Genomic DNA, 14,837 nt, shown 5'->3' with positions numbered 1-14,837 from the left:
TTCAGGGATGCCAAAATATCCCTGAATTCAGGGATTGACAACATCGTTTTTAGTGTTTATTTTTATAACAGAAAAAATAACACACTTTATAGACGGGATATAACAACTTATTATTTGTTTATAAAGAGTTATGGGCAATTAAAACCAAGATTTAACCATATCCGAGAATAAACTCTGCTTGGAAGAAAAAAATAAAAGAGTTAAAACTTTGAATTGTCTGTTAACTGAGTTTCTTGAAAAAGAAGGCAAAATTGCAAGTATTCAATACTCCTAAAAAATTGAATGCGTGAAATATTAAATACAAATTAAAATGAAAAATTTAAAAATTAAACTACCTGTAAAACTAACTTTACTTACTCTATTTGTTATTTTATTAAACTCTTGTAATAATGATGAAATAGAAACTTCAAAAAAATTTAGTGATGTAAAATTACCTGCTCTTTTTCATTCTAAAATAGATAACGATTTAATGGGTAAAACTTCAACTAATTCTGAATCTTTTACAGAAGATTTCACATTTAATATTGTTTTAGAAAACGGGAATAACTTTGATGTTAAATTTAGAGCTAGTGGTTTGATAGATGTTGAAGGAATAACAAACCTTCAAATAGAAAATGATTTTTTTGAAAAAACAGGTTTATCAACAAATTTTCTAATTGAAAATCAAAATATGACTAAAGCATTATTTAAAAATAAATTATTAGCAAAAACATCATGTTGGGATCAATGTAAAGAAGATAGAAGAACAGGTTTTGGTAGAGCTATTTGTAGAACTGGTTGTGTTTTAAAGGACATTGCTAAAATAGCTAAAGAAGTAGCAATGACAATAGCTGCAATAAGATTATTATAGTGTATAATAATTTTATAAAATATTTTATTTTAGGTATCTTTTTGTGTAATACTATAATTGTATTTTCACAAAAAGATACTTTGAATAATGTAATCAAACTAAAAGAAATAGTTCTTTTAGATAGCTATAAAAAAAAAATAGCTTCCTCAATATTGAGAGATGCAAGGAATAATATAAGATATAATTATGCTTTCCAAAAAGGTGTTAATTATAAAGTTAAATCTATTTTTAAAAATTTTAAAGATAGTATCGATAATAATATAGATTTTTTAGTCTCATTTAAAAAACTGTTTAGTTCTAAAATAAAAATAATAGAAACTCGAGGTAATCATAAAGCTAAATTTAACTATTTATATCAAGTTATGTATGCGAATTTAAAATGGGCAAAAAAGAGTAATGGTAATATTTTAAGTTTTAGAGAGAGTTATAATTACTACCTTATTGAAACTGAATCAAAGCATCAATTTAATTTATTTAAAATAAATAAAAAGGATTATTCTTTTGAGAAAATAATTGTGACTAGGAATAAAAAAGGTGAAAAAGAAATCGATTGTGAAAATAGCAGGTTAGAGTTAACTTTTACTAAATTTAAAAAAATATACGAACCAAAAGAGTTAAGAATAAAATGTTATGATGATAATGATAATATAATAATTACTCATAATTTAAGTTTCTTAAAAGTTCTCCCCTATAAAAAAATAGATAATAATAATAATAATAATATTCATCGAATATTAAGGTTATATACAGATAGAAATAATTAAAAGCCCATAACACCGTACAAAATTAATTGCTTGCTTTTTGCTTACTTACGAAAATCCTCGTGGATTTTCTTTGTCAGTAATTATTTATTTTATTGCTAAACCACGTAACTAACCTTTTACAAACACGTTACTTCTTCACCAACATTCGCTTAATCTCATTCAGTTTCATAAGCGCTTCAATTGGCGTTAGTGTATCAATATTTGTTGCTAAAATTTCTTCTCTAATATTTTCTAAAAGCGGGTCATCTAACTGAAAAAAGCTGAGTTGCATTTCTTCATGTTGGGCTTGTTTTAAAACATCTTTTACCTCACTATTTTTGTTATTCTTTTCTAACTGCGCTAGTATTTTATTCGCCCTATGAATCACCATATTTGGCATTCCAGCCAATTTAGCAACATGAATTCCAAAACTATGGTTAGAGCCTCCAGAAACCAGCTTGCGTAAGAAAATAATGTTGTCTTCCAATTCTTTTACAGAGACATTAAAGTTTTTAATACGCTCAAAAGTGGTAGTCATTTCATTTAATTCGTGGTAATGTGTGGCAAACAAGGTTTTTGCTTTAGATGGATGTTCATGTAGAAACTCAGAAATTGCCCAAGCAATTGAAATTCCGTCATAAGTAGAGGTTCCACGCCCAATTTCATCTAACAACACCAAACTACGCTCAGAAATATTATTTAAGATTGATGCAGTTTCGTTCATTTCTACCATAAATGTAGATTCGCCCATAGAAATATTATCACTGGCGCCAACTCTGGTAAAAATTTTGTCTACAATACCAATTTTTGCATTTTGCGCAGGTACATAACTCCCCATTTGTGCTAATAAAACAATAAGTGCAGTTTGCCTTAGAATAGCAGATTTACCAGACATATTAGGTCCAGTAATCATAATTATTTGTTGTTGATTTCTGTTTAAAACAACATCATTAGCAATATAGGTTTGGTCAATGGGCAATTGTTTTTCAATTACAGGATGACGTCCGTTTTTAATTTCTAAATCGGTACTTTCATCCATTTGCGGACGCACATAATTGTTATCTACAGCTAATACAGAAAAACCGATCAAACAATCTATTTTAGCAATAATTTGCGCATTTTCTTGTATTTTTTGTATAAACTGAATGATGTATTGCAATAATTTGCTAAAAATTTCTTGCTCTAAAACCTGTATTTTCTCTTCAGCACCTAATATTTTGGTTTCGTATTCTTTGAGTTCTTCAGTAATATAACGTTCTGCATTTACTAAGGTTTGTTTGCGTATCCACGTTGTGGGTACTTTGTCTTTATGCGTATTTCTAACCTCTATATAGTACCCAAAAACGTTGTTAAAAGCTATTTTTAAACTACTAATTCCTGTTCGTTCAGTTTCGCGCGCCAACATTTCATCTAAATACTCTTTTCCAGACGATGCAATAGCACGTAAATCGTCTAATTCTTGATGCACACCATTTGCAATGGCATTTCCTTTATTGATGTTTACAGGAGCATCATCAAACAAAGTTTCAGAAATTTTAGCAATTAAAACATCGCAAGAATGCAGTTGTGTGCCCAGCTTTTTAACCGTTTTATTTTTGCTTTTTTCTGCAGCAGATTTTATAGGTAATATGGCTTGTAAAGAGCTTTTTAACAACACAATTTCTCTAGGTGACGCTTTGCTTGTTGCCACTTTAGAAATCAACCTTTCTAAGTCTGATATTTGTTTTAATTGATAGGTAACTGTTTTCGAAAAATCGACAGAATCTATAAAAAACTTCACCAATTCGTGCCTGTTTTTTATCTCGTCTATATTTTTTAAAGGCAATGCCAACCAACGTTTTAGCAACCTTCCACCCATGGGTGATATGGTTTTGTCAATCACATCTAAAAGTGTAACTGCATTTACAGAATTTGGATTATATAATTCTAAATTTCTAACAGTAAATCGGTCCATCCAAACATAATTGTCTTCAGCAATTCTACCAACAGTTTGTATGTGTTTTAATTGATTGTGTTGCGTTTCCGATAAATAATACAACACAGCACCTGCTGCAATGATGCCGTTTTTTAAATCTTGTATACCAAAACCTTTTAAGTTTTTAACTTCAAAATGATTTTGTAAAGTTTCGTAGGCATATTCTTTTTGAAAAACCCAATCGTCTAAATAAAAAGCGTAATATCTATTTTCGAAAAGCTCTAAAAATTGTTGTTTGTTTTGTTTTTCAACTAAAATTTCACTCGGATTAAAATTTTGAACCAATTTATCAATATACTCTGCATTTCCTTCAGCCACTAAAAATTCGCCAGTAGAAACATCTAAAAACGAAATTCCGATTTGTTTATTTGTTGCAGAGCGAATTGAAGTATGGAAATGAATGGCTGCTAAAAAATTGTTTTTTTTAGACTGTAAAACCTCGTCGTTTAAAGAAACACCAGGTGTAACCAATTCTGTAACACCACGTTTTACGATAGTTTTGGTCATTTTGGGATCTTCTAACTGATCGCAAATTGCAACACGCATACCTGCTTTGACCAACTTTGGTAAATAGGTGTTTAAAGAGTGATGAGGAAAACCTGCCAAAGCTGTTTCAGAATCGGAACCAGCACCTCTTTTTGTTAAAATAATCCCTAAAATTTCGGCCGCTTTTTTGGCGTCTTCTCCAAAAGTTTCGTAAAAATCTCCTACACGAAAAAGCAACATAGCATCAGGGTATTTTACCTTAATGGCATTGTACTGTTTCATTAAAGGTGTAACCTTTTTTGCTTTGGATTTTGCCAAGTTTTAGAAATTTTTGGATTAGTTTTGCGAAGATATAAAATATAGTTGTTAGTGTTTAGTTTTTGGTTAATAGTTAGCATACCATCAACTAAAAAACACCAACCACCAACTACAGAATATGAGAAAATTAAAAAATAACGAGTTAGGTAGAATTTCGGTTGATGAGTTTAAGGCTGTTGAAAAAATGCCTTTAATTGTGATTTTAGACAATATTAGAAGTTTAAACAACATTGGTTCTGTTTTTAGAACTAGCGATGCTTTTTTGATTGAAAAAATTTATTTATGTGGCATTTCTGCAACACCACCCAATAAAGATATTCATAAAACAGCTTTGGGTGCTACAGAATCTGTAAATTGGGAATACGCTGAAGATACTTTAGCATTGGTTAAAAAGTTGAAAGCAGAAAAAGTGAAAGTGTTGGCTATAGAACAGGCTGAAAATTCGACCAAACTAAACACATTTTTCCCAGAAAAAAATCAAAAATATGCTATTGTAATGGGTAATGAAGTAAAAGGCGTACAACAAGACGTGGTAAATGCTTCTGATGACTGTATAGAAATACCTCAGTTGGGTACCAAACACTCTTTAAACATTTCTGTAACTACAGGTGTTGTAATTTGGGATTTGTTTTGCAAGCTCAAACGATAGCTTCTAAAACCTAAATACCTAAAATCATTTTCGCAATCATAAAGTAAATTAAGATTCCAAAAATATCATTAGAAGTCGTTATAAAAGGCCCTGTTGCAATGGCTGGATCTATACCTCTTTTATTTAAAAATAAGGGTACAAAAGTACCTATTAAACCAGCTACAATAATTACAACTACCAGAGATACAGCTATTGCCAAAGCTAAATCTGTTTTGCCTTCATAGATCCAAACAAAGAGAAATAAAAATAACGAAAGAATAAACCCGTTCAAGGCCGCTAATAACATTTCTTTTAAAAGTCTGCTATTAATACTTCCTTTTACATCATCATTAGCCAAACCTTGTACAATAATTGCTGATGATTGTACACCTACATTACCAGCCATGGCTGCAATTAATGGTGTAAAAAAGAACAAAGCAGCGTATTTTGTAAATACTCCTTGAAAACCTTCCATAATAATAAAAGCACCTACACCACCAATTAAACCTAAAAATAGCCAAGGCAAACGTGCTTTTGTCAATTGAAAAATACTATCGTCTGAATCTACATCTTGCGTTAAACCAGCTGCCATTTGGTAATCTTTGTCTGCTTCTTCTTTTAAAACGTCTACAATATCATCAATAGTAATTCTACCTAATAAAACGTTGTTATCATCTACAACTGGTATGGCTTCTAAATCGTATTTTGCCATAATTTTAGCTACTTCTTCATCATCTAAAGAAACATTTACAGCATCTACTGTATTTTTCGAAATTTCTGCTATTTTTTGATCAGATTTGGCAATAATTAAGTCTTTTAAAGATAGTCTACCAACTAATTTTTCTTTTTTATCTACAACATAAATAGAGTGTACTCTTGTAACTTCTTTGGCTTGTCCTCTAATTCTACGCATGCAACCAGCAACCGTCCAAGTTTCGTAAACTTTTACCAGCTCTTTTGCCATTAATGCACCAGCTGTATTGTCTTCGTAAGACAGTAATTCTTTTATATCTGCAGCTAAATCATCATCACTTAACGCATTAATTACCCGTTGTTGTCGTTCCTCAGAAAGTTCTCCAATAATATCAGCAGCATCATCAGAATCCATTTCTTCAACTTCGTCTGCAATTTCTTGAGCAGATAGATTTTCTAAGATTTTTTCACGAATGTCTTCATCTAATTCAGTAAGAATTTCAGATGTTTTTTCGCTATCTAAAAGCTTTATTATATAAACAGCCTCATCAAAATCTAGCTCATCTAAAACCTCTGCAATATCTGCATAATGTACATCAGAAAATAGGGCTGTTATGGCTTTATTATCTTTTTCGACAATAAGCGTTGTTAGATCGTCTAAAAATTCGTCTGTAATTTCAAATGCCATTTTCTGCTATTTTTTGCGTGAGTAAAATAAATGCTGAAACCGATAATTGTTCAGGACGTTTGGCAAATATAGGGTCTTCTTTTAAAGAATCCGAAAGTTGAAAAGATTTTAAACTAGAACGCAACATTTTTCTACGTTGGTTAAAGGCTGTTTTTACGACTCTAAAAAATAATTTTTCGTCTACAGGAAGTGTGTAATTTTCTTTTCTGATACATCGAATGACACCAGAATCTACTTTTGGTGGTGGATTAAAAACAGTAGGTGGCACTGTAAAAAGATATTCTACATCGTAAAAAGCTTGGGTTAATACAGACAAAATACCATATACTTTAGAGCCTTCTTTTTCTGCAATTCTTTTGGCTACTTCTTTTTGGAACATGCCTGAAAGCTCTGGAACAAATGCTCTATTTTCTATGGCCTTAAATACAATCTGAGAAGATATATTATAAGGAAAATTACCAATAATTGCTACTTGTTGGTTTATAAATATACTTTGTAAGTTTTGCTTTAAAAAATCGCCCTCTATAATTTTAAATTTTTCTGCAGAGGTATCTATATTTAATTGTTCTACAGGAAAAACGTCTTTTAAATACACTACAGATTCTCTATCTAGCTCCATTACTGTAACTTTTGGTGTTTTTTGCAATAAATATTTGGTTAAAACACCCATACCTGGCCCAATTTCTAACACATTATTATAACCATTTTCTGTTAAAGCATCTGCAATATCTTTTGCAATACTTTCATCTTTTAAAAAATGTTGGCCTAAATGTTTTTTTGCTTTTACAGACATAAATGACTAATTATTTTCGTTTGTTGGATAAAACTCGTTTACAATTTTTAATTCGGTTCTAAAAGCTAACATTTTGTCTGCAAATTTTTTTAAACCTTCTAAACGCAAATTATCTGCATCTTCTCTGTAGTAATCTTCTAAATCTTCTCTGGTGTTTGCTGTGTATTGAATGGAGTATGTTTTGCCTCCCATTTCTTCGTTTACTAAAACTTCTGTAAGTTTTGCTTTGGTAAACTTGCCTGTATTTAACACTTCTGTGATATGAGATTCTATCCAAATTAACCACTCATTATGGGCGGCATCATCTATATTTATAGTTACGTTGTATATGTACATAATAGTTATTAGTCTTTGGTTTTTAGACGGTAGTTTTTAGGTGTCTTTCTAAAGACTAATCACTACAACTGTCATCTAAATAGTATCTCCTCTTAGTTTTCTAAAGTTTTTTCTGGCATCTACCAAATAAATACTAGAAGTTTGTTCAAAGATAATTTTTTGATAATATTTTTTGGCTTTTTCTATATCATTTAAATAATTCTTATAAATTTCTGCCATCATAAAATAGACATCATCTGTTAAAAAACCTTGATTATCTGCAGCAACAATTTTTTCTAAATCTGAAATGGCAGCCGCATATTTTTTTTGTTTGATAAATAATTTTGCTCTAAAAAAATACACGTCATCGTAAATTACTTCGCCTGGTATGAGTCCGTTTATTAAAATATCTTTAGAAGAAATTAAGTTGTTTAATTCCGCCAAAGCTTCATTATCTTTATTTTGAAAAGCAAGCAATTCTGCTTTTGCCAATTGTTTTAAACCCGAAGGAATTGAGTCTACAGGTTCGTTGTCGGAAATTTTTAAGAATAAGTTTACAGCATCGTTGGCAATTAGTTGTGTTGTAGAACTTTTAAGTACTTTTAATTGTGCTTTTGCCCAATCAAAATCTCCTTTAAAATAACTAGTTTGTGCTACTTTAAAACGTGCTTCATGCCCAAGTTGATGGTTTTTTAGTAGTGTTTGAATTTGCGAAAAATAAATTAATGCTTTATTAAACTTATTTGTAAACACTAAAACATCACCTAATTTTAATGTAATTCTAGCTTTGTCAAATTTAGAGTTTGCATAAGAAAGTGCTTCTTCTAAAACAGCATTGGCTTGGTTGGCTTGGTTTTTAGAGAAAGTTAAAAAATCAGCATATTCTACTTGTAATTTTATGGTTAAGGTGTTTTTACCAAAAGTTTCGAAAAGGCTATTAAAAAACGCTTTTGTTTTTGGATCTTTTGTTGCAACTGCAATTTTAGCAAGGTATAAATTGGCGTTAATAATTTGGCTATTAGTGGCTGACTTTTCTAAAATAAAAGCAAAACATTCTTTAGAAGCATCATAAGCTTGGTTCTCAAAAGCAATTTTACCTAAAGTAAAAATAGAGGTTAAACTTTCTTGTTTTCTTTGATACAAAGCTTTTTCTTGCAGTAATGCTTTTGTGTAATTTTTTTGTTGTGTAAACAACCAACTTAGTAGAATATTCCAAACATCTTTAGGCTTGCTTAATGATTTTTTTAAGAGTGTTTTTTTAAAAAGGATGTTGTTTTCATTTTCAGAATCGTCTGTAATGTATTTGCTGGTATATCTTTGTATAAGGCTAAAATATTGTTCGTTTTTATCTACCAAATCTATGTAAGACTCAAACATTTGCTTAAACTCGCCCTTTTCTCCGTAAATCTGTGCTATTTGAAAACTATAGTTTCTATTTTTATTGACATCCATAGCTTTTTGGTAAGCTAAAATTGCATTATCTAACTGATTGTAATCTTTAAACAAGCGCCCAATTAAACCCCCATAAGAAGGTGTTTTTTTTAATCCTTCTATAGCTAAATTATAGTTTTCTGTTGCTTTTTCTTTGTTGCCTTGTTTCTCGAAATTATACCCAAAATACACGTACAAATATATTTGGCTATTGTCTGCTTTTATTCTGTTTTTTAAAAGTGTTTCTGCTTTTAAAAATTGCGCTGTTTCTTGGTAACAATTTATCAACCGACCTAGATAGCTGGTATTAAAAGGACTAGAATCATATAATTTTTTGTAAATCTGAGTTGCTTTTTCGTAGGCACCTTCTCTATAATAATTTTCTGCAAGCAGATAATCATTCTGAGCTTCATTTCGTTGTGCGTTGCTTATAGTACTAATTGTAACTAAAAGAAGAAAAATTACTTTTTTCATTGTCTTCAAATATAATCAACCTAAATGTTATTTTTTTAGTAAACCAAAGCTATTTTACTTTCTTTTTGTAACAATTTGGCATAAAAATTGTCTTTAGGATAAATAACCAATCAAATTTTAATATGATGAATACATTTTCTAAACAATACGAAATCGCAAAACAAAACTCTATAAAGTTTATGAAAAACGGACAAATATCTGCTTACTTACATGCCTTAGTAGAAATGAATAAATACAAAAGGCTAATGGTTGCGGTAATTGCTAATTAGTATTTGATCGATGGTTTCTGGTTTTTGTTAAAAAAATATTTACTAAAAACTATTAACTAATAGTTTTAAACCCACAATAAGGTACTAATACATCTGGTATTTTAATACCATCTTGAGTTTGATAATTCTCTAGAATACCTGCTAACACACGTGGTAAAGCCAAAGAACTGCCATTTAAAGTGTGTGCCAATTCACTTTTACCTTCTTTATTTTTAAAGCGTAATTTTAATCGATTTGCTTGAAAAGTTTCAAAATTTGAAGCAGAACTAATTTCCAACCATCTATTTTGTGCTGTAGAAAATAATTCGAAATCAAATGTTAAAGCAGCTGTAAAACCAGTATCTCCACCACACAAACGTAAAATTCTGTATGGTAATTTTAATTCTCTTAAAATATTTTTAATGTGTTCTATCATATCATTTAAAGCATGATATGATTTTTCTGGATGCTCTATTCTTACAATTTCTACTTTATCAAATTGATGTAACCTGTTTAAACCTCTAACATGCGCCCCATAACTACCCGCTTCTCTTCTAAAACAAGGTGTGTAACCAGTTGCTGTAATTGGAAAATCGGTCTCTTGTACTAAATTACCACGAAACATATTGGTAATTGGCACTTCTGCTGTTGGAATTAAATACAAATCGTCTTGGGTTGCATGGTACATTTGCCCATCTTTATCTGGCAATTGTCCGGTAGCTGTTGCAGAATCTGTATTTACCAAATGAGGTACTTGATATTCTTTATAACCAGCTTCTATATTTTTATCTAAAAAATAATTAATTAAAGCACGTTGCAATCTCGCTCCTTTTCCTTTATATACAGGAAAACCAGCCCCAGTAATTTTATTACCTAATTCGAAATCTATAATGTCGTATTTTTTTGCCAATTCCCAATGAGGTAAAGCATTTTCGCCTAAATCTGGAATAATACCTTCTTTAAAAATTTCTTCATTATCATCTTCTGAACTCCCTGCTTTTACAGAGGCATGTGGCACATTTGGTATTTGGTACAACAACTGTTGTAGTTCCTCAGATAAACCTGTTAACTTTTCTGTTAAGGCTTTAGATTCATCTTTTAATTTGCTTGTTTTTTCTTTTAAAATGTTCGCCTTTTGTACTTCTCCAGATTTAAAAAGACCACCAATTTGTTTAGATAAGGTATTAGATTCTGCCAAAACAGTGTCTAAAGCAACCTGTGTAGCTCTTCTATTTTCGTCTGTACTTAAAACTTGTTCTACAATGCTTTCTGCATTTGCAAAATTACGTTTTGCCAAACCCGCTAAGACAGTTTCTTTATGTTCTCTAATAAATTGTACTTGTAACATTTTGTAAGAATTTGAGAATGCAAATATATAATTTGTACCACAAAAAAACCTTTAATCAACTAAAATTTATGGGGTATTTAAAATATAGTTTTTTGCCATTTTTTCGTCTTCTTTAAGTTGATGAATTAATGCATCTAAAGAATCAAATTTTTCTTCGTTTCTTAAAAAATACATTAATTCTATGGTTAGTTTTTTTCCGTATAAATCTTGATTAAAATCAAAAAAATGCACTTCTATGGTTTGATAATTACCATTTACAGTAGGTCTGTTTCCTATATTCATCATTCCAAAAACACTATTTTTATTTATGGTAGCTTTTACAACATATACACCCGTTTTTGGGATGAGTTTATAATCTTCTTCTATGCTAATATTCGCAGTTGGGTAACCAATTTTACCACCTAGTTTTTTACCATTTACCACAACACCATTCAGCATAAAATTGTACCCTAAATACCTGTTTGCAGTTTTTAAATTACCAGCATGCAAAGCATGCCTAATTTTTGTAGAGCTTACAGAAACATCATCTACATCTTGAGCTGGTATTTCTTCTACTGTAAAATCATATAAATAGCTATATTCTGTTAATTGCTGTATGTTTCCTTCTCTATTTTTACCAAAATGATGGTCGTAACCAATAATTAATTTCGAAATATTAAATTTATTTACCAAAATATCTCTAACAAATTCTAGGGCAGTAGTTCTAGAAAACTCTCTACTAAAAGGATGAATAATTAAGTAGTCTAACCCTGTTTTTTTTAGTAGTTTTTCGCGTTCGGTAATGGTGTTTATCAATTCTATTGAAGCACCTTTCTGCAACACCATTCTTGGATGAGGAAAAAACGTAAGTAATACCGACTTTTTACCAGTCTTTTTAGCTTCTAAAATTAATTTTTCTAAAATCTTTTGATGCCCATAATGTACACCATCAAAAGTACCAATAGTAACAAATGTTTTTTCTTCGGTTATAAAGTTAGAAATATCAATTATTGTTTTCAAAAAAAGTCGCTTTTTCTAGTTACAAATGTACAACACAAATTACTTATAAATTAAGGTTTTGGTATCATAATTCATCTTCATTACTTAAAAATAAGTGCTATTTTTTTATTAAAATCATAAAATAACTTGTGTAATAATCAATAATTCAAAAAAAATTGTATTTTGCAATCTAGTTAACAAATTAATTCAAATTATGATAAAAAAGACTTTACTACTTGCATTTATAGCTTTTAGTAGCTTTGCAATGGTTGCGCAAACCACTGTTAAAGGTACAGTTACAGATGCTAAAACAGGAGAAACACTTCCAGGAGCAAACATTAAAATTGAAAATAAAGCTGTAGGAACAACTACAGATTTTGATGGAAATTTTGTTTTAAAAGTAACAGATAACCCGCCTTTTACTATAGAGGTTTCTGTTTTAGGTTACAAAATGGAAAAAGTTGAGATTACAACTAGCAGTCAAAAGATTGATGTAAAATTAACAGAAAACGAAACTTCTTTAGATGAGATTGTTGTTTCTGCATCGAGAACTCCAGAACGTATTATGGAATCTCCAGTCACTATAGAAAGAATGGATGCCAGAGCTATTAAAAACACTTCTGCACCTTCTTTTTACGACGGTTTAGAAAACTTAAAAGGGGTAGATGTTAATACAAACAGTTTAACATTTAAATCTGTAAATACACGTGGTTTTGCTACGTTTGCCAACACACGTTTTATGCAATTGGTAGATGGTATGGATAATTCATCTCCTGCCTTAAATTTTGCAATTGGTAACCTTTTAGGGATGTCTGAATTAGACGTAAATACTGTAGAATTATTACCAGGAGCAGCCTCTGCATTATATGGTGCAAACGCTTTTAATGGTATTATGTTTATGACAAGTAGAAGTCCTTTTGATGACCAAGGAATTAGCGTTTCTTTAAAAGGAGGAGTTACAAGTCAGAATGCAGGAGGAAATAATGAGTTTACAGACTTTAATATTAGAATGGCATATGCTTTTTCAGAAAAATTTGCTGCAAAAGCAACACTTTCTGTTATGAATGGAACAGATTGGTTTGCAACTGATTACAGAAATACTGTAGGAGGTTTAAGAGGGGCTGTTTTAGCCCCTGGAGATAGAAACTCAGTTAACGATTTTAATGGTGTAAATGTTTATGGAGATGTAGCAGCAACTGATTTAGGTGGTGCAATTGGTAGAGTAAGCAGAACAGGTTATAACGAAAGAGATTTAATGGATTATGGTGTAGAAAGTGTAAAGTTTGGAGGCTCTCTTAATTATCGTCCTTTTGGTGATGATAGATTAGAAATAATTTGGAACTCTAAAGTAGGTACAGGTACTACACAATATTTAGGAGGTCAAAAATATAGTATTAAAAACTTTTTCTTACAACAACATAAATTAGAAGTAAAAGCTAAAAACTTTTTTGTAAGAGGATATATTACAAGTGAAGATGCTGGAGATTCTTATAATACATTATTTGCTGCATTAAATGTTAATAGAGCCTGGAGTTCAGACCAAAATTGGTTTACAGAATACGCAGGTACTTATTTAGTTACAGGTTCTCATGAAGAAGCAAGACGTTTTGCAGACAGAAACCGTTTAGAGCCTGGGACTCCAGAATTCGAAAGAGCTTTAGACAAAGTAACTTCAGATCCAAACTTATTAACAGGAGCAAAATTTAGAGATCAAACCAAACTATATCATTCTGATGTAAACTATAATTTTAGAGATCTTATAGATTTTGCAGAAATTCAGGTGGGTGGTTCTTACAGAAGATACTCTTTAAACTCTTTTGGAAATATATTTACAGATGCTGATGGTCCTATTAACTATGATGAGTATGGTGTGTATACACAAGCACAAAAAAACTTTTTAGAAGAAGACCGTTTAAAAGTTACAGCTTCTGTACGTTATGACAAAGCACAAAACTTTGATGGTAATTTCTCTCCAAGAGTTTCTTTAGCTTATGCAGCTGGAGAAAATAAGAATCAAAACTTTAGAGCTTCTTTTCAAACAGGTTTTAGAAACCCAACAACACAAGATCAATACATTGGCTTAGATGTAGGAAATGCGATATTGGTTGGTTCTGCTCCAGACAATTTAGATAAAAGTATTCAGTATTTAGATGAAAATGGAGGAACACAATCTATAAGTATTAGAGACGCATACCAAAATTCTTTTACTATTGAAAGTGGAGGAACTGTAGCAGCAGACATAGACCTAGTGAAACCAGAAAAAGTAACTGCTTTTGAAGTAGGTTATAGAGGTTTAGTTAATACAGGAAACGCTAATAGAGTTAGCGTAGATTTAAGTATTTATTACAATCAATATGAAGATTTTATTGCTAATAAAAATGTGTTTGTGCGTGGTACAGATAATGCTTTTAAAGTAGCTCAAGTATATACAAACACAGGTGTTGACATTAATTCTTATGGAGCTACTATTGGTTTAAATACAAAGGTTTTAAAAGGATTTGATTTAGGTGTAAATTATACGTATGCAAAGTTTGATTTTGATCAAGCATCAGACCCAAGTTTTGAAGCAGGGTTTAACACACCAGAACATAAAATTAAATTACAGTTTGGTCATACCAACCTATTCGAAAATTTTGGATTTAATTTTAATGCAAGATGGCAAAATGAATTTTTATGGGAATCTACATTTGTAGATGCTATGATAGGTGAAAGATTGGTACTAGATGCACAGATTAATTATGCTGTACCATCCATAAAATCTATTTTTAAAATTGGTGGAGCAAATTTAACCGGTCAAGAATATTTAAGTGCTCCTGGTATTGGAGCAATAGGTTCTCAATATTACATTTCTTGGACAATTAATAATTAA

Annotated in this window: 12 protein-coding genes; 5 read left to right on the top strand and 7 right to left on the bottom strand. The window is 30.6% G+C overall.

Going from position 1 to position 14,837, the window contains the following annotated elements; genetic code table 11:
* The first annotated feature begins 310 nt into the window (after window positions 1-310).
* Together Q0662_RS09335 and Q0662_RS09330 are read left to right on the top strand one after the other, a co-directional pair.
* The gene (locus Q0662_RS09335) at window positions 311-850 is read left to right on the top strand and encodes a hypothetical protein (RefSeq protein WP_298949089.1); all 540 of its coding nucleotides are present in this window, start codon (window positions 311-313) and stop codon (window positions 848-850) included.
* 80 nt (window positions 851-930) lie between these two features.
* Window positions 931-1,614, top strand: a complete 684-nt coding sequence (locus Q0662_RS09330) for a hypothetical protein (protein ID WP_298949087.1) — start codon at window positions 931-933, stop codon at window positions 1,612-1,614.
* 127 nt (window positions 1,615-1,741) lie between these two features.
* Here the strand turns inward: Q0662_RS09330 and mutS are convergent, their stop codons facing one another.
* Window positions 1,742-4,372 (bottom strand): DNA mismatch repair protein MutS, encoded by a 2,631-nt coding sequence (gene mutS / locus Q0662_RS09325; protein ID WP_298949085.1) that lies wholly within the window; start codon window positions 4,370-4,372, stop codon window positions 1,742-1,744.
* 118 nt (window positions 4,373-4,490) lie between these two features.
* On the opposite strand from mutS, the gene Q0662_RS09320 reads away from it, so the two are divergent.
* Window positions 4,491-5,021, top strand: coding sequence for an RNA methyltransferase (locus Q0662_RS09320; protein WP_298949083.1), 531 nt, complete (start codon window positions 4,491-4,493; stop codon window positions 5,019-5,021).
* Window positions 5,022-5,031: 10 nt separating this feature from the next.
* On the opposite strand, the gene mgtE is transcribed toward Q0662_RS09320, so the two are convergent.
* The 4 genes from mgtE to Q0662_RS09300 form a co-directional block, all read right to left on the bottom strand.
* A complete protein-coding gene (mgtE, locus tag Q0662_RS09315; protein WP_298949081.1) occupies window positions 5,032-6,381 on the bottom strand; it encodes a magnesium transporter in 1,350 nt (449 codons plus the stop codon).
* Window positions 6,371-7,174, bottom strand: a complete 804-nt coding sequence (rsmA, locus tag Q0662_RS09310) for a 16S rRNA (adenine(1518)-N(6)/adenine(1519)-N(6))-dimethyltransferase RsmA (protein ID WP_298949080.1) — start codon at window positions 7,172-7,174, stop codon at window positions 6,371-6,373. The genes mgtE and rsmA overlap by 11 nt, the downstream gene beginning before the upstream one ends.
* A gap of 6 nt (window positions 7,175-7,180) precedes the next feature.
* Window positions 7,181-7,510 (bottom strand): DUF4286 family protein, encoded by a 330-nt coding sequence (locus Q0662_RS09305; protein WP_298949078.1) that lies wholly within the window; start codon window positions 7,508-7,510, stop codon window positions 7,181-7,183.
* 75 nt (window positions 7,511-7,585) lie between these two features.
* Window positions 7,586-9,394 carry a tetratricopeptide repeat protein gene (locus Q0662_RS09300; protein WP_298949077.1) on the bottom strand — a complete coding sequence of 603 codons (1,809 nt, stop codon included), beginning with the start codon at window positions 9,392-9,394 and terminating at the stop codon, window positions 7,586-7,588.
* A gap of 122 nt (window positions 9,395-9,516) precedes the next feature.
* On the opposite strand from Q0662_RS09300, the gene Q0662_RS09295 reads away from it, so the two are divergent.
* Window positions 9,517-9,663 (top strand): hypothetical protein, encoded by a 147-nt coding sequence (locus Q0662_RS09295; protein WP_298949075.1) that lies wholly within the window; start codon window positions 9,517-9,519, stop codon window positions 9,661-9,663.
* A 52-nt stretch (window positions 9,664-9,715) separates the two neighbouring features.
* Here the strand turns inward: Q0662_RS09295 and serS are convergent, their stop codons facing one another.
* Window positions 9,716-10,990, bottom strand: a complete 1,275-nt coding sequence (gene serS / locus Q0662_RS09290; protein WP_298949073.1) for a serine--tRNA ligase — start codon at window positions 10,988-10,990, stop codon at window positions 9,716-9,718.
* Between the two features lie 66 nt (window positions 10,991-11,056).
* Window positions 11,057-11,989 (bottom strand): bifunctional riboflavin kinase/FAD synthetase, encoded by a 933-nt coding sequence (locus Q0662_RS09285; RefSeq protein ID WP_298949071.1) that lies wholly within the window; start codon window positions 11,987-11,989, stop codon window positions 11,057-11,059.
* 193 nt (window positions 11,990-12,182) lie between these two features.
* Here Q0662_RS09285 and Q0662_RS09280 point away from each other — a divergent pair, with 193 nt between their 5' ends.
* Window positions 12,183-14,837 carry a TonB-dependent receptor gene (locus Q0662_RS09280; RefSeq protein WP_298949069.1) on the top strand — a complete coding sequence of 885 codons (2,655 nt, stop codon included), beginning with the start codon at window positions 12,183-12,185 and terminating at the stop codon, window positions 14,835-14,837.

The sequence above is a fragment of the uncultured Polaribacter sp. genome, assembly GCF_947503855.1.
In the GTDB taxonomy this organism is placed as follows: Bacteria; Bacteroidota; Bacteroidia; order Flavobacteriales; family Flavobacteriaceae; genus Polaribacter.
This window is presented reverse-complemented; position numbering and strand designations above follow the sequence as displayed.